Raw genomic sequence first — 16720 nt, forward strand, 5'->3', positions numbered from 1 at the left:
ATTAGAAAGTGTCCGCAATTAGGGAACAGATCAAAACGATCGTCCAGTAGTTGGGGTCGCTGCTAATCGGGTGTCCTTGGAATAGGTTGACTCTAAAAAAATTGTCCACTTTCTGGGGTACAGTTTATAGGGGTATATACAGATTCTGCCTGGAAAACGGAATCTCCTGGTAATTAAAATTCTTCTCCAGCCTGTACAGCGGAAGACCGAGAATGGTTTTCATGCAGGTAATATGAGCCAGAAGAGATGGTGAAATGTAGCTGTGCGGGATCAGCTTAGGATTGGGATTATCCCCGCTGAAAATCACAGTATCACCGTTTTCGTCTGTCCAGGCGAAGTGATGAATAATGGTTCTGCTGTTATAAATCTCTGCGCACTGGTATCCAATTTCTTCACAGATTGTCGGAGCAAGTTCTCGGCACTGGTCTTTGATTTCCAGAAATCGGGGATCATCAGGATAAACATCCTTTTCTCTGACTGGGAGCTGATCAATCGACTCCCGTCTGCTTTTTCTCTTCTTGCGGATATGCTCCTGAATGACAGTGTATTGCTCCGCTTCTTCTTCGGCAGCCTGCTTCTCCAGCTTTTCCTGCTCTGTTGGTTCTGTCTCAAAGAGGGGGATCTGTTCAGTCGAAGAGTCGTAAATCATGTTGGTAAGACGGCGTTTCTTGCTGAGAATTTGCCGGATCAGATAGATCAGATCTTCGGTATTGGACCGAAGTTCTTCTTCTGTCAGGCTGTTGAGCAGCTGATTCAGCTCACTGGTATCAAGGTCATCGGCATAAATCAGGGAATCGAGTTGGACATTCATGCTTTAAGTATAGGAAAAACCGATATCTTCATCCAACGATCTGCCCGAGAATAACCTTTTATAATAAGCGCTATAAACTGATAAATAACAGTGAAACGCTTAAATATATATAGGATAAGATTTTTTAAATACTGTTCCTGTGTCGACACATAGCCCGTTCAGCAGCCACATCAGCTGCTGCTCTGTAACAGAAACCATGCCATCTCCTTCCATACGCCAGTCAAAATGCCCTTCGTTGAGGATTTTAGAGAACATCCAGAATCCTGTGCCGTCGTAAAACAGGCACTTGATCCGGTCTTTATGACGGTTGGTGAAGATGTACAGCGACTGATCGCATGGATTAATGCCAAACTGATCAGCTGCGTACTGACAAAGTGTGTTGATGCCTTTTCGAAAATCAATCGGCTCTTTGGCAATATAGATGCCGGATATATCAAATGAGAGATTCATGGTTTTAGTCCTTTCTGATGACGACTTTGTAAAACGTGATGTGCTGATCGGAACGTGCTGACCGATTCAGATGTGGCTGGGGTGATGCACCAGGCGGAGGCTTGATGAGTCCAAACTTCTCGCTGCGCAGAACAGATCGAAAGCTGTTGTAGCTGATCTGCTTCATTTGGCAAAAGCTCAAAACGGAGCCGCAGTGAGACTCTCTGAATTCATCAATCAATGGTTTCCATTTCTGGTAAGTTGTATATCTGGTCATAAAAACAGGCCCTCCTTGGCAATAGTTTCTCAAGGAGGGCCTGTTAATTTAAGATGTCAATGAATTGACGCTTACAAATCAAGACCGAGCGTAATTAAAGAACAAATAGTAAACACTTTCTAAATATTACCTAAATCCGATTCACCGCCACTCAATATTGTGCTATTATCAAATCAATAATAGTTCTGTTAAAAATATGCGAGGTCAAAAGCTAATTCAATATTACCCGAACGCAAATTGCGATAAATTGTTAACAGCTAGCGTACTTGCTTCATAGAATCGAAAGGAGAAAGGTATGAAATTCAAAAGAAAGATTTTTTCCTCTGCTTTATCTTCGTCGCTGATTCTTGGGGTGATCGGAGGAATTCCGATTTCTGCAAACGATTATTCTATCACCGAAGAAAAAGCTGATAGCTATTCAGTTTCACTAACAGAAAATTCCATCGTCGAGTCGATCGAAGTTAATGTCAACGGAGATACAATTTTCGTCAATCGTGAAACATTCGAAAACAATAATGTACTCCTGACTATTACAGAAGATGGAGTAACCCAGACATTCAACCAAACTGGTTCTTATGAACTTCTCCTTCAAGCAGTAAAAGGAGAGCTAAGAGCGAATGATGGACGCTTCTATGGACGGGTAGCAGGGTATAACTACAGGTATATGAAGGCTGTCTCTTCAACCGATTACCTCACTCCGCAAAACAACACATATTCAACTATCCTAGCTGCGGTTTCTGGTACGCTTGGATATCTAGGTTTACCTGGTTCAACAATCACTGGCATAGCCTCTATGATCTTCGCAGCAAATGCTGCACCTGTAGAGACGAAAATTGTCACAACGCGACATTGGTATGAGATGACGGAGAAATCTTCGGGTGGATTCATCGGTTATCATTGTGAGTGTTCGGTTATCATTGTGAGTGTGTGGTAGGTACTTATGTTCGTAATTCTTCTGGTGGATGGACGTATCTTGGTTCGCAGACTGGGGAATTCGATAGTTTTGATGTATATTAACATCATCATAACGATTATGTCGAACAAAAAGATTAAACAAACTTTTGTCTCTCTACTCATCTTAGCGACTGGTTTCCTGCTTCTTGCCAATGGATTTCCAAATAGTGGGATCGCTATAATCTTAACAGCCCTGACGTTAGCTTTATCTGTATGTGTAAAATCAACTAACAAATGGGGGTTGTGTTTGATTGTTGCTGCAGTTGTCGGAGTAGCGATAGCTCTTTTGTATTTTTTAAGTCACCATGACTGGATCAGCTCCTTAGCGTGCATTATACCAGCGGCTATATTGTCGGATATTATAGTGAAATCTTTCCGAAAGCTTAAATAATGCAGATACCTACAAACAATTGAGCCCTGATGTATTTGGACATCGCTTAGAGCGCTCACAGTAAAATAAGCCCATCAGGCAGACAGGATCAATTCCTGCCATACCTGATGGGCTTTCATATTGTCTAGTGAAATGTTCCCCAGGGCTCAAAGTTTCTTCCAGCAGAATTTGCTTTGCCGCAAGCCATCCAGCGTCTGGTGTGAGTTGTTGCAGAGATCCAGGAGATCCAGACATAACCTTCACGGATGACATAGCCATCATAATTGACACTCATGCCTTTGTTGTAGGTCAGCCCGGTATCCTTGCCGGCAACAGAAGGTGCTTCTCTAATCTTGATTGCATCAACAGTAACCCTTGCTGGTGTCAACTGAAAAATTGCAGTTTGATCAATTGAAAAGTTGCAGCTGGCATCTCCGGTCAGCAGGACAAAATACGCCAACCTCAAGTGTTCTGTGAACGAAACAGATGTAGGGCCTCCCCCTGCCGGTTCTCTGCGATCTTTCTCGATCCGGCAGGGGGAGGCCCGGCTTTTGTACTTAACCTTGCCAGCTGCCTTATTGCTGTCAGTCAAGTATAAAAGGAGGGTTTCCCAGCACGATGTCCCACTTTTTTTTGGCCATATCTATTCCTTCTTTCCTTTCAATCTCTTTGTATCGAATCGTTTTTTTCGCTCTCCACTTTCGTACTTTACAAAGTGGAGCTTTTTCTTCTGGTTTGTCTTCAATATCGAAAAGGGTCATCTGCTCAAAGACTGGCTGCGGAACACCCAATGGGACAGTTCCGTTCAATCCGTCCATTTGCCAGAAATTCCAAGTGATGATGTTTGTGATGGCAGTAAGAAGATCTTTATCGGCTTCTTTGTTCCAAACGCTTTGGTAGTAATCAACAAATGTCATGAGCAGGTTGATGCGGCCAATGAGTAAATTGTCGCCCTGGTACTCATAGCCGTACACACTTTCATAGGCACGCGTCGCCCACTTGATCCAGTCTTCTTCATTGTCTGTGTTCTCCGTAACAACCCGCAGCTTTCGATCAAGAATCCCGATTCGTTCTTCAACAGGAATGATCTGTCCGGTTGACGCGTTGTATCGGGATACAATGAATGGTGCTTCGCCACAGGTGATTTCAAGAACTGATCGGTCAACCGTGTTGGCAGGGTGGTTGAGTGCTGATCGACCTTAGGAAGATGCGTTAGCAGCAACAATATGAAGATTGGTTTATCAGTCCCGTTGATATAAAAGATGTCCGAATTTGTTTAGCGATACCATCCTGATAACTCTTTTTACCTATTGATAACCAAATACTTCGCAAACAAACGCATTCATTTGCGAACATATTTCCAGATTTCTGAAGTCTTCGTATGGATTGTTCACGACAAACAGGGCTCCGTTCTCTCCGTTGGGTTCGTAGTCACGGTTCATCATTCGCTCGATTTTCTGATCCACATCGAACGGATTAAAAACAGAGTTGTCCATATCGGCAAGACCGAGGTTGTTAAGCATCATCCAGAACCAAGTTGGAGTCTGGTCTCCGGCCTCCCAGTCATACAATCGACTTTCGGTTTTCTGTGCTACTCCGATGAGCAGCTCCAGAACAGAACAGTCCTCATCTGGATAGTCCGATAAATCTCCATTAAATAAATATCGTAAATAAATACCATCTTGGGCGCGGTTGCGATCTCGTTCAATCGGAAATCTATCGAACTTTTTGTTCTGTAAATAAAAGAATAGGTTGGAATAGTCCCGTTCCAGATGCAACCGATTCGGAACTAAACCAACCAAATACTGAAAATACTCCTGACTCAATAGTCCTCCTTCAACTCAGGATTTATTGATTCTGATACCGCTTCGACTCAGGAATATGGTCAGCATACTCATCATATGATTCCATAATCTTCCCGATGGCGAAGTTTTGGCCAAGATCGGGATTCCGGATATACATGGAAGCATCCATACAGTCCTGAAGGAACGCATCCAGATTATCTTTTCCGAACAACTCATTCGCGAAGTCCCTATCAATGATGAAATCATCCTCATCGATGAAGACCTCATCGGTGGTGATCTTGATCTCCTCATAGATGGGCGCATCATCCCTATAGTCATCCGCAATAATATCCCGGATCTCCACCCGATGTGGAACGCTTTGGTCGTTTTCGGGAGGTTGTGTTTTAGGCATCTCCGTCACTTGTTTGCTCTTGGCTGAATAGTCAACGACCTGAGCTTTTGTTTTTGTTTCGTTCGGTTCCAATGACACAACCTCATCGGACTGACTATTCTCCTGCAGATCGGTTGTAATCTCCGTTTCTTCCGGTTCGTTAGAACCTTCGTAATACTGAATGACCTCGTTAACCTGCTCACTGCCAATCTTACTATATTTATCTTTTATAAAGTAATTTGTCAGCCAATAGCTGATCGTACCTCCTGCCAGCAAACCCAGTAGAAATGAAGTAACTTTGTTCATATCTCTCCTTATATTAAATTGTTCGCATTCGTACGTTTTCAATGATTTCCCCCTCAACATTCGGATCGATCAGGAACCCATCTCCGAATTCCGTTGGTCGGAGATCGACATAACAGTCTTTTCCTCCGTCTTTTTTATTGTCGATCCAACCAACAACCTGGCCGGCCTTCGTTTCGTCAAAGCCAAGTTCTCGATATACCGTGTTGAGGAATAGGAATCCGTCTCGGTGAAGTTTGTTGTTCAGCACCGATGTTTTGACCTTCAACCATTGCTCAACCAAGAATGGATCTTTGTCAAAATCCGGATTATGTAACTTACGGATATATCCTTTATATAAAGCTATTTTCAGGTTCAGATTTCAGGAAAAAGTCGTCTTTTTACGGCTTGTAACATAATATTGGATAGACTTTACGACTGTTTCATCCTCTTATGCATGTTTGACCAGCTGCCTTGCTTTACTCGTAGCCCGATACTTCACAGACGAATGCATTCATCTGAAAGAAGATTTCCATTGTTCTGAAGTCTTCAGATGGATGGCTTACCACAAACAGTGCTCCGTTTGCGCCATTAGGTTCATACGCACGGTTCATCATCCGTTCAATCTTCTCATCCGCAATACATGGATCGAATCCAGAATTATCCATACTGGAAAGTCCAAGATTATCGAGCATCATCCAGAACCACGTCGGTGTCCGGTCTCCAGCTTCCCAGTCGTACAGTACATTTTCAGTCCTTTTGGCGACTCCAATGAGCATTTCCAGAATTGAGCAGTCTTCATCGGGATAATCTGATAAATCTCCATTGAATAAATATCGTAAATAGATCCCGTCCTGAGCCCGGTTTCGATCTCGGTCGATCAGATACTTATCGAACTTTTTGTCGTTCAGATAAAGAAACAGCCTGGAATAAACACGTTCCGGAAGCTGTCGATTCAGAACTGAACCAGCCAGATACTCAAAATACTCCTGACTCATTGCAGCCTCCTTTAGTTCGGGTTTATGGATGTACCCATCATACTGTCCAAAATTCCGGTAAAAACGTCTGATCGACGTCAAATAAAGCTTACCCATTTTCTTCCCTGTTTGATACGGCCTCTTTTTCCCTCTTTTTCCGCCAGTACTCCAATGCCAAGCTTCACTGTATATATTGAATAATATTAAATCATATTATATATATATATATATAATAGTGAATTTGTTCATAAAATCACAGACTAAAAAAGCGATTCACAAAGTGACATACGCTGTCGTCCCGCTGTGAATCGCGAATGAGCTGATCTAAAGCGCATCCAGAAGCGCCTGTGTTTGCGGAAGATCCAGATGCAGCGTATAGCCCCAGGGTGCTTCGATCGTTGGCGATGTAATCAGCCAGACTACGGGGATGCCCTGAGCCATCTCTTCGGGAGGAAACTGTGCGTAGCCGTCCGTAAAGATCAGAATCATTGCCGGAAGCTGCTCAAACAGTTCATTCATCCGATCAAAGATCGGCTCAAAGCTCGTTCCCCCGCCGCCCCGGACGGATAGAAATTCGATATCTTCGTATTTCGAAAACGGGATCGGGCGTGAAAGAAAGATATCGAAAAACGAAATGTACCCTTCGACGGAGTCAATCTGCTGGATCATGGATCGAATCTCATTAATGAATTCTTCCAGTTCCCATTCGAAGACGGAACCGCTGACATCGACCACAACCCAGATGTTTTCGACCGCATTTCCGCTCAGATCGTCTAAATAGCCGGGCAGAATCGCCGGTCCCTTCATCCGCCGATCGGGTCTGGAAAAGGAATAGTCCGCAATATTGTGATGGAAAAGCTGACTGAGAATCGTCAGCCAGTCTACCTTTCCTTCGTCTTCCAGAGCTTTAATGTAGCGTTCCATGGTTCCAGGCAGAGAGCCGGTCTGTCTGGCCCATTCCGCTTCTTCTTCAATAGCTTTTGACCACTGAATTTCGAGTGAAGAGAAGTCTTCAATTTCTTTCCAGGCATCATGAGAATCCACTGCGGGATGATCGAATACTTCCATGAACGGGTCGTTCTGATGCATTACGGGCTTTCTGGTAGTCGATTCAACCTCAGACGGGATTTCGGGTGTGTTGTGCTGAAATGGCTGCAGAGCAGACGGTTCCTCTTCTTCCAGCTCTTCCTGAATTTCGGATTTACGCGAAGAATTCGAAAGCTCTGGATTTGAATTTTGAAGATTGGATTCTTTTCTGTTGCCCAGATTCGGTTTTCGAACCGATAGAATGCTGGAGGATACGTTTTGTTTTGGATCAGAAGAGGAATCTTCTTCGTCTTCTTCTGACTCCTCTTTTGAGGAGCTGTTTTCCTCTGGTCTGGATTCGTTTTGGACCGCTTGATCATCTTCCGTCTGATTATTACGGTCTATCGTCTGGTCCATTTCGTCGGAAGTACCCTTCTGGCTTTCTTCGTTATCCGACTTCCCTGCCCGCCCCCTCTGTTCAGTTTGTGAATCTTCGTCTTCGGGAGTCAAACCGCTGTCCGAAGAACTTTGCGAATCGAAATCCTTTGGAAGCTGATCGAGCAGCTGTTTATACACTTCTTCCGCGGTATGGACGCGTCCAGGAAGACCGTCTGGCGCGATGCACATCACCGGCTGATTTTCGAACAGAATGGTGTGGAGATGGAGCTCTTCAAGCGCTACGGAGTTCACAACGATATCGCAGGCAATTTGAAACAGATCAAAATTCATCGTTCCTGCCCGCAGCGGATGACCGAGCGCACAGTGCAGAATTTCATGAAGCAAAACGAATTCGAGCTGTTCATCATCGATTTCATCGACGAATTCCGGGTCAAAGAGAATCTGTTCCATGTTGGTCATAGCGGTTTTGCAGGGAGCAAAGGCAAAAGGCGTTCGCAGAAGCAGTCGGCCATAAAACGGAGTTTTCCCTAACAAAGACCTCCTGGCCAGCGTCAGACGGCGCGAGACGCGCATCCGCTGCTTTTTCAGGGCTTCGCGATCAGCTGTTTCCATACTTCTTTTTCCATTCCTTGTAGTAAGCGGAACTGATCATCGGCTTTTTCGTCGAATGAATCTGAAGCAGATCGTTGAACATGGACTGGGCAAAATCAGGCGGAAAATGCGATACATACGCAGCCAGATTATCCGCCTGCGTTACTTTTAGCGATGTTTTCCGGCTTTCCAGCTGCTTTTTCAGGGACTGGCAGAGCGAAAAAAGATGACCGGACGTTTTGGGATACGTGCGGCATTCGCCTTTTAAAATCGCCTCCAGAGAAATGTTCAGTCCAAGCCCCTCACAATACGAAAGGAATTCCACAGCTGTATCGAGTCCAATTGCGGAAGCAATGAGTGCCACCATCTTCTTTGGCGGCTCGGACGGATATAGAGACAGCAGCTGGCTGACAAAAGTCCAGGTACGCGGGGATGGATAAGCGATGTCATTAATGCCTGGATCAGCGCAAAGCCGAGTCTGGTCCTGTTCCAGAAAGCCAATAATACGGGAATCGATTTGATTGGCTTCTGCCCATTTCTTCCAGTCGCGTACGCTTGGTTCGACCTGGAAATGGAGAAGACGCGAGCAGAGCGCTTTTGGCATCTGAAAAGCGACGGAGCGATCCGTTGTCCGGTTGCCGGCTGCAATGACCAGACAGTTGTCGGGCAGCTGATGCTCCCCTACTTTACGGTCCAGACACATCTGATACGCTGCCGCCTGCATGGACTGCGGAGCGGCGGTGAGCTCATCGAGAAGCAAAATGTTAACGACATCTTCCGACGGATCCATCGCAAAGATTTTCGGCTTAAGCCAGAGGGCGCTTTCGCTGGCCGCATCGGCGACTGGAATACCGCGCAGATCGATTGGAGAAAAGAGAAGAAGACGAACATCCGTAACAACAACACGCTTGCCGGTCAGGTTTTCCACACGCTGGGCTGCCTGTCTTACGCCCTCGGATTTACCGATACCCGGCTTTCCCCAGAGAAAGACCGCTGGAACGGTATGCAGGGGCATTCCCAGTTCAATTGCGCGAATGTAAAGATCGCTCAGCCGCTCCACCAGCTCGCCGGTATAGAGCGCTGGCATTCCGCTGGATTTGTTATCGAGTTTTACAGCCATGCGTCGATCCTCTCCATTTCTATTTCTTTGCGTATAAGGTTGTGCTTCACTCTGGTTCACCGTCTGGTTTACCTGTTCGTTCTGATCGCGCAGAATCGGCACTTTCGTTGCCGGCATTTCAGCCAGCCTGCTTCTGCAATCAGCTGTATGCCGCCTTTCTGGCCTCTTCTTTTGCCTGAGCTTCTTCTTCCAGAACGGCATCGATACGGGCCAGTTTTTCTTCGAGCTTTTCAATTCTGGCTTCGTGCGGGTTGCCTTTCGCCAGCTCCAGGTTTCCGTTTTCCGCGTTTTCGTTATAGCGCACAATCGCCTGTTCCGATTCGGTAATTCGATCGGACAGATGCGAAAGCGCATAGTCCAGACTCTGCAGCAGACCGGCTCCGTTCGACGGTTTGACTTTCAGATCGTAACCATACGTCTTGTAGTGGCCATACAGCGTCAGTTCAAAGGCTCCCGGATCATAGTCGCTGGAATGGCTTGGGTTTCGAACGATTAAAAACCCTTTGTAGTAGCCAATCTGTCTAGGAAAAGAGGTGTAGTACCAGTTATTGGAAAAGGCGCGAAGCTTGCTAAGAAGCTCATCGCCTAACTCGTGACGCTCCTGTCGTGTCATGGGGCGATTCTTTTCCTGATACAGTTTGATATCCCGTTTCACGCGTCGAATGGCGTTTTGTTCCATCTTGATCTTTTCTGGCACCTGATCCACTTCCGCCTGAAGGTTTTGCAGCTGGCGCTGTCTCTGACGGGAGAGCGCCTTAGTTTTTTCCAGACGGTTCGCGGTTTCCACGCGTTCCTTGATCAGCGGATTGCCAATCGCCAGAGCTTTCAGTTCCGCGTAGCTCAGTACCGTATCCGCAATATCGTCCATGTCGCGGCTTTTGGAAGAGCCGGACAGGAAGGATCCGATAAAGCGCTGCTTGTTTTCGAGAAGCTGCCAGCTGTACGAGTCAAAGGTGCCTTCGGTGATATACCGGCAGATGAAGACTTCCGGCGAGGTATTTCCCTGTCGAATAATACGGCCTTCTCTTTGCACCATGTCCGCCGGTCTCCAGGGCACGGAAAGATGATGGAGAGCAACCAGCCGCTCCTGAATATTTACGCCGGTTCCAAGCTTTTCCGTTGAGCCGATAATGACTTTGATTTTGGCTTTGTTTACAGCCGCAAACAGCTTTTTGCGTGCCGCTTCGGTTGGCGCATCGTGAATAAAGGCTACTTCTTCCGGTTTAAAGCCGCGATCGATCAGCTGTTTTTTCAGTTCGTCGTAGACGTTGAATTCCTTTTTCGGGGTTCCGATGTCCGAGAACACAATCTGTGCCCGGTCCGGATACTGTTCCGCGATTTTTGCGATCTGATCGGCGCATGTGGAGATTTTCGACTGGGCGATTTCTTCTTTGGGAATATCGATGTCGAGCAGACGCAGATCGAGGGCACAGCGGCGTCCGTCATTGGTGATTTTGAGAAGATTATCGTCTTTCATCTTTACCCGATGCATACGAACCTGTTCGGTACGATCTGCCAGTACATCCAGATACGCTTCCTGAGAAGACGTCTTTTTGACCTGAATATCGGTATAGCCGCTAAATGCCGGAAGAAGATCTTCATGGGCGTCCGCGTAATGGAAGTCGCAGATGGTCGAAAAGAGCGACATGAGTTCCGGTAAATTGTGGAACGTGGAAAAGCGCGTCACTGGTCGCAGCGAAGATGCATCCACATCAACTTCAAAGTTAGTCTCACGCTGCGCAAATGTATTGATCCACTGGTCGAAGCTGGAAATCTGCAGATCTTCAAGCGCATCAGGCTGGAGATAGTTTTGCAAAACGAACAGATCCGCCAGCGAGTTGGTCAGAGGCGTGCCGGTCGAAAAAATCATGCGGTCGACGGTTTTGCATTTCTCGACCATTTCCTTGCATTTGACCGCCCCTTCGGAATGAAGTCCGACGACATTATCGGCTTTGCAGAAGAGCGGGATGTTTTTGTATTTATGGACTTCGTCCACAAAGAGAACATCAAAATCCAGATCATCAAATCCCAGTCCGGGATTGGGATTTTCGCTCACCTTATCACGGTAGCGCTCGAGGGTTCGTGTCATCGATTCGAGCTTGCTTTCCAGTTTGGCACGCATCGGTCCTCTTGTATTCAGCCAGCTCTGACGGACTTTCTGGATTTCCTCCTGCTGCATTTCCACCCAGTAAGAAGGCGTCATTTTAATGCGGTCAAAAATGGAATGCGGAATATAACACACTGTAAAATCCGATGTCCGGATTTTTTCCAGTGTCTCTTCTCGGTTTTTCGGTCGGAAATCCGCTGGCCCGATAGCGAGTATGTCATCTTCTGGATACAGAAGTTCATGCGCATCCAGAAATTCCTGATACACCTGGTTTGGCATTGTAATCAGAATGCGTTTGGCCAGACCGAGTCGATGCAGTTCATGCGCGCCGCAAATCATTTCGTACGTTTTTCCCGTTCCGACTTCATGGGCGAGCAGTACGTTTTCATCCGAAAGAAGGATTCGCGCGATCGCGTTGATCTGGTGCGGATACAGATGAATATCCGGGTTCAGATCTGGGAATTCGAGAAAGGTTCCGTCAAATTCCGTCGTTCCATACGAAGAAAACTCTTCGTTATACGCCGTTTCGAGCTCTTCCATACGGTGGAGATCGGATTTGCACCAGTAAACAAACGCTTCAATGATTTTCTGCTGCTTTTCCTGCGCTTCCTGCGTCTTTTCCTTGTTCAGAAAGGATTTCGTAACAAAGTCGCCTTTTTCGTAAACGACTTTTCGATCATAGACTTTTACCGTTCGCGCATTCATCGTCTGTTCAATGATCTTCAAAGCGGAAATGTCCATGGTACCGTAGACCATTTCGTTCAGTACGGAAAATACTTCTCCGGATTTGAACTGAACGCGCCATAAGCCGAGCGTCGGTTCATAAATTACCGATCCTTCCATGAATACGCCCAGAAGTTCCTTAACGAAATCGGTATACATTTCTTCTGGAATCCAGGTGGCTCCCAGCGTGATATGAATGTGTTCGATATCAATTCTGGGCGGCAGCTTGCGATCGAGCGCGTCCAGATTGGCCTGAAAATAGCCCGGGCAGCGTTTCTCATAAGCATCGGCACGCATCCGTTTCTGACGGAGGTTTCCGTTCAGATAGCTTGCGGCCAGTACCCAGCCGTCACTGAGATCGTATTCTTCCGAAATCTTCATATGATCGGGATCCTGGAAAATGCCGTGGCCGCGAAGACGTCCAATCAGCTCTTCGATGCTCAGGCCGGAAGCTTTGCTCATCCATTTGAGATCGACGCGTCCATTTTCACGAAGACTGCCGATCAGCGCATCCCCTGCAGATCCTTCTGGAATCTGTACGGAAGGATCTGGAATCTCTTCCTGGGCAGATGCCTCTTCTGACTCTTCCTCTGGATCCATATCATAAAAAAGATCCATTTCTTCATACTGCATATCCGAATCGTACGCTCCCCCTTTTCTTCTCTGGCACAAGCTTTCAAATCATCCAATCCAAAACGGTTTGCGGATTATGAATTTCGATCGGAATCGTTTCATCTCTGCATTGTTTAAATCGGATTCTCTCCTGCGCAATGCTTTATTTTCGCACGTTTTCCAGTAAAAAGGAAGACAAGGTACTCTTTCTCTGCTAACGGACTATTCGAAATTCTTCGATCGCGATCCCCCAGTCAAAAAAAGAGCGGTTTTCATACGAAAGCAGAAAAACATTATTTCAATTTATTTTCGGAAATTGATTGCGGTGTTTCAGAAAGGCATGATGAAACACAGAAAAAATGAGACCGGATCGGACCTGCTGTATCGATCTCCCTATCGCATCCAGGCAAAGACATGAAATTTCATATCCGATCTGCCTGAACCGCTGCTTTGAACAAAGGAAAGGCTGATCGCCAGACAGGCATCTTCAGATCGTATTCGGTCATTCAGTGAAAGGAACTGCATCATGACAACTCGTGTTGGTATTGTCGGTTACGGCAATCTGGGAAAAGGTACAGAAAAAGCCATTCAGGCTGCACCAGATCTTGAGCTGGCAGGCATCTTTACCCGCCGTAATCCCGAAAGTGTTCATCCCGTTTCAAATACGCCCGTCTACTCCATGGACGATCTTGAAAAATTCAAAGAAGATATCGATGTTCTGATTCTCTGCGGCGGTTCGGCTTCGGACCTTCCCGTTCAGACTCCGCAGCTGGCTAAACTGTTTAATGTGGTGGATTCGTTCGATACGCATGCCAGAATTCCAGAACATTTTGCGAATGTAGATCAGGCCGCAAAAGAAGGCGGCAAAACCGCAGCCATTTCTATTGGCTGGGATCCAGGACTCTTCTCTCTCGTTCGTCTGCTTTCTGAATCGATTCTTCCCGACGGCGATACGTACACCTTCTGGGGCAAAGGCGTATCGCAAGGCCATTCCGATGCGATCCGCGGCATCGAAGGGGTCGTGGATGCCAGACAGTACACTGTACCGCGCAGCGAAGCGCTCGAAGCCGTTCGCGCAAACGAAAGACCTCAGCTCACTACCCGTCAGAAACATACGCGCGAATGTTATGTCGTCATCGAAGAAGGCGCCGATCCGGATCGTATCGAACAGGAAATCAAGACGATGCCAAACTACTTCAGCGATTACGATACGACGGTATACTTCATCTCTCAGGAAGAACTGAACCGCGATCATGCAAAGCTTCCCCATGGCGGATTCGTTCTGCGCAGCGGAGCAACCGGTGAGAATAAGCATCTCATCGAATTCTCACTCACTCTGGATTCCAATCCGGAATTCACCTCCTCTGTTCTGACCGCTGTAGCGCGCGCAGTTGTCCGCATGAACAAGGAAGGTCTTACCGGCGCGAAGACAATCTTCGACATCCCGGCAAGCTACCTTTCCTGGAAAACCGGCGAAGAACTTCGTTCCACTCTTCTTTAAACATTAATTCTCACCCTCTGTCTTTGGCGGACAGGGGGTATTTTTCGTTTTTTGCGTTTAACCGAGCCAGAAGACTGTTCTTGAGCGAATTGTTGAAAGTGTCCCTTTCTCTTGAAATGGTAGCCGTCCCATTTCTGCGGCGCTCTTATAAGCGTATCAAGTATGCGGATTTGTTATCCTTATTAAAAATCCTCTGGGTTAAAATCCATCCTGTATAAACACCAGAAGGAAGTCTGAATGACCAGCCAGAATTCCGGCTTTTCTTCGATGAGGATTCTTCAGAACATCCGTATTTCAATGATTGTCAGAAAGGAAGAAAGCAGAAAATTTATGACCGCAAATCCGAATACTCCCCTTACTAATTCCGTTTCCAAAGAAAAAATCGATCTGAGCAAGAAGCCGTTTCTTACCAGCCCGGAACAGAAAGCGATCGTCTTTCTGGATCTGGACGGAACGCTCTGGATGCATGAAATCATTCCCGATTCCGCATTAAAAGCAATTCGCGAAGCCAGAGAAAACGGTCATCTGATTTTCGTCAATACCGGCCGCAGCAAAGACGGTGCGATTCAGTCCATTCAGTCTGTGCCGACCAGCGGTCAGGTCTATTCCGCCGGTACAGAAATCTGGATGGATGGAAAGCGAATTTTCTACAGTCCCATGCCTTCCCATAAGGCAAAGGCGCTTTTTGATCGCCTGCAGACAACGGGCTGCGGTATCATGATTGAAGGATCTGATTCCAGTTTTTCGGACCAGATCACCAGAGACTATCTCCAGCAGCTCGCTGCCAGACAAGGCATTTCCAGCCGGTATCTTCACGTCCCGTTTTACGAGGATATGCGCGATGAAGACTGGGAAAACGTCATGAAGATTTCCGTTCATGGTCTTAAACCTGGCGAGATTGATTCCTTCCTGCAGGAAAACGGTATGGTTCTGACGCTTTTCAGCAATCTGGATTTTAAGGATCTGCTCTCTGGTGAAATTACTATGAAAGATTTGAACAAAGGCACCGCGTTTCAGTCCATTCAGGACGCTTTGTATAAACAGTTCACTACGATCGCGATTGGCGATTCCGCAAATGATCTTCCGATGTTTGAAGCTGCGGATCTGGCCATTGCAATGGGTAACGGGACACAGGAAGCCAAGGCTGCGGCCAGCTGGATTACCGATACGATCGATAACGACGGCTTATACAAAGCGTTTGAAGCGGCTGGCCTGATCAAATCCAGATAATTCCATAATTCTTCCATTCCGCTTCCATCTGATCCGGGCGATATTGGTCAGATGCGCGTGTCTGAATGCCGGATTAATTTCCTTTTTCTTCACCTTGCTTTCCGTTTCACCCCGCATTACGCTTTTATCAAAGACGGAATGGAACCGCTTCAAACGAATACGTTTAAGAAAAGGAAATTGTAGTTTATGAAAGAAAACAGTGACAGCGTTTCTTCTTCGAAGAAACAGCTCGATGTACCACCTGCCCCTCCTGCAGCTGCAGAGCCAAAGACGGAAGCAGCGGAAAAAGAAACGTCCAGCATTCCCGCTGGCTATGAAGAAATCGGCCGTACCGATTTCAAGGACCAAAGGCTGATGCTCTGGATCAATATCATTGGTTCAATTCCGCCTGCTGCCGGCTTTCTCTGGTACATCATTTATTTCTTTAAGAACGATCTGCCTTATGCACAGTTCAACAGAGATTTTTTCTGGTACTGCCTCATTTACGTCGTCTACATCGTTCTCCACGAGCTGACACACGGAATCGTGTATTCCTTAGCCACACGCAGGAAACTCTGCTTTGGCTTTAATGGAATGATCGCCTGGTGCGGCGTTCCCAATGTCTATGTCAATCGAGCCACTGCTCTGACCGCTCTGCTCGCTCCGTTTGTGGTCTTTGACATTGTCTTTGGAATCCTGTGCTATCACCCGATCGTTGCCTGGATGCAGCCAGTCTTTGTGCTTCTGCTTCTGACCCACATTGGCGGCTGCATTGGCGATCTGTACGATACCTGGCTGATCCTTTTTGACTATCGCCAGAAAGGTCTGCTTATGAAAGATGACGGTCCTACCCAGATCTTCTACGCGCCAATTGAAGAGGAAAAGCATTAAGGCGGCTTGATAAAAGGCATGGTATGAATTTACGTACCCGCCAATCAAACACCGTGAACCAAAAAAACAAGAACGAGGTTCGGATTTTTCCATTCCGAAATGGTCTGGAGGGAAATCCGAACCTCGTTTTGATTTCTGTCGCAGTTCATGCGCAGCAGATAAAAAAAGAGCCCGTTTCCGAAGAAACAGACTCTCCTTTTTTTTGAAAGAATGAAGATTTGCGTAAATCCGATTTACCAGGACGGATCCGTCAGATTGTTTGAATT

Annotated in this window: 16 protein-coding genes; 5 read left to right on the plus strand and 11 right to left on the minus strand. The window is 46.5% G+C overall.

The genetic code is table 11. The features are described from left to right. Positions 1–124 precede the first annotated feature (124 nt). A complete protein-coding gene (locus Afil_RS07565) occupies positions 125–811 on the minus strand; it encodes a hypothetical protein (RefSeq protein WP_230267968.1) in 687 nt (228 codons plus the stop codon). A 99-nt stretch (positions 812–910) separates the two neighbouring features. Further along, positions 911–1261 carry an IS66 family insertion sequence element accessory protein TnpB gene (gene tnpB, locus Afil_RS07570; RefSeq protein WP_230267969.1) on the minus strand — a complete coding sequence of 117 codons (351 nt, stop codon included), beginning with the start codon at positions 1259–1261 and terminating at the stop codon, positions 911–913. A gap of 551 nt (positions 1262–1812) precedes the next feature. Here tnpB and Afil_RS07575 point away from each other — a divergent pair. Beyond that, complete coding sequence (locus Afil_RS07575) at positions 1813–2451, plus strand: hypothetical protein (protein ID WP_230267970.1); 639 nt, start codon at positions 1813–1815, stop codon at positions 2449–2451. A gap of 535 nt (positions 2452–2986) precedes the next feature. On the opposite strand, the gene Afil_RS07580 is transcribed toward Afil_RS07575, so the two are convergent. The 9 genes from Afil_RS07580 to Afil_RS07620 form a co-directional block, all read right to left on the minus strand. Next, positions 2987–3433, minus strand: a complete 447-nt coding sequence (locus tag Afil_RS07580; protein ID WP_230267971.1) for an SH3 domain-containing protein — start codon at positions 3431–3433, stop codon at positions 2987–2989. Beyond that, positions 3426–3815, minus strand: coding sequence for a hypothetical protein (locus Afil_RS07585; protein WP_230267972.1), 390 nt, complete (start codon positions 3813–3815; stop codon positions 3426–3428). Before Afil_RS07585 ends, Afil_RS07580 begins: the two co-directional genes overlap by 8 nt. Before the next feature lie 333 nt (positions 3816–4148). Continuing rightward, positions 4149–4667, minus strand: coding sequence for a hypothetical protein (locus Afil_RS07590; protein WP_230267973.1), 519 nt, complete (start codon positions 4665–4667; stop codon positions 4149–4151). A 22-nt stretch (positions 4668–4689) separates the two neighbouring features. After that, positions 4690–5322, minus strand: coding sequence for a hypothetical protein (locus tag Afil_RS07595; protein WP_230267974.1), 633 nt, complete (start codon positions 5320–5322; stop codon positions 4690–4692). 13 nt (positions 5323–5335) lie between these two features. Further along, the gene (locus tag Afil_RS07600) at positions 5336–5602 is read right to left on the minus strand and encodes a DUF6353 family protein (protein WP_230267975.1); all 267 of its coding nucleotides are present in this window, start codon (positions 5600–5602) and stop codon (positions 5336–5338) included. Positions 5603–5777: 175 nt separating this feature from the next. Then, positions 5778–6296: a TRAP transporter TatT component family protein gene (locus tag Afil_RS07605; RefSeq protein WP_230267976.1), complete on the minus strand. Its 519-nt coding sequence runs from the start codon at positions 6294–6296 to the stop codon at positions 5778–5780. A 303-nt stretch (positions 6297–6599) separates the two neighbouring features. Continuing rightward, positions 6600–8312, minus strand: a complete 1713-nt coding sequence (locus Afil_RS07610) for a vWA domain-containing protein (RefSeq protein WP_230267977.1) — start codon at positions 8310–8312, stop codon at positions 6600–6602. Further along, the gene (locus Afil_RS07615; protein ID WP_230267978.1) at positions 8299–9528 is read right to left on the minus strand and encodes an ATP-binding protein; all 1230 of its coding nucleotides are present in this window, start codon (positions 9526–9528) and stop codon (positions 8299–8301) included. Before Afil_RS07615 ends, Afil_RS07610 begins: the two co-directional genes overlap by 14 nt. A gap of 22 nt (positions 9529–9550) precedes the next feature. Further along, positions 9551–12859, minus strand: a complete 3309-nt coding sequence (locus Afil_RS07620; RefSeq protein WP_230267979.1) for a helicase-like domain-containing protein — start codon at positions 12857–12859, stop codon at positions 9551–9553. A 520-nt stretch (positions 12860–13379) separates the two neighbouring features. Between Afil_RS07620 and Afil_RS07625 the strand changes: the two genes are divergently transcribed. The 4 genes from Afil_RS07625 (at position 13380) to Afil_RS07640 (ending at position 16660) form a co-directional block, all read left to right on the plus strand. Beyond that, positions 13380–14354 (plus strand): diaminopimelate dehydrogenase, encoded by a 975-nt coding sequence (locus tag Afil_RS07625; RefSeq protein ID WP_230267980.1) that lies wholly within the window; start codon positions 13380–13382, stop codon positions 14352–14354. A 330-nt stretch (positions 14355–14684) separates the two neighbouring features. Further along, a complete protein-coding gene (locus Afil_RS07630) occupies positions 14685–15584 on the plus strand; it encodes an HAD hydrolase family protein (RefSeq protein WP_230267981.1) in 900 nt (299 codons plus the stop codon). A gap of 186 nt (positions 15585–15770) precedes the next feature. Continuing rightward, positions 15771–16454: a DUF3267 domain-containing protein gene (locus tag Afil_RS07635; protein ID WP_230267982.1), complete on the plus strand. Its 684-nt coding sequence runs from the start codon at positions 15771–15773 to the stop codon at positions 16452–16454. Positions 16455–16477: 23 nt separating this feature from the next. Beyond that, positions 16478–16660, plus strand: a complete 183-nt coding sequence (locus Afil_RS07640; RefSeq protein WP_230267983.1) for a hypothetical protein — start codon at positions 16478–16480, stop codon at positions 16658–16660. Positions 16661–16720 lie beyond the last annotated feature (60 nt).

Source organism: Allobaculum fili, assembly GCF_020969955.1.
Taxonomy (GTDB): Bacteria; Bacillota_I; Bacilli_A; order Erysipelotrichales; family Erysipelotrichaceae; genus Allobaculum; species Allobaculum fili.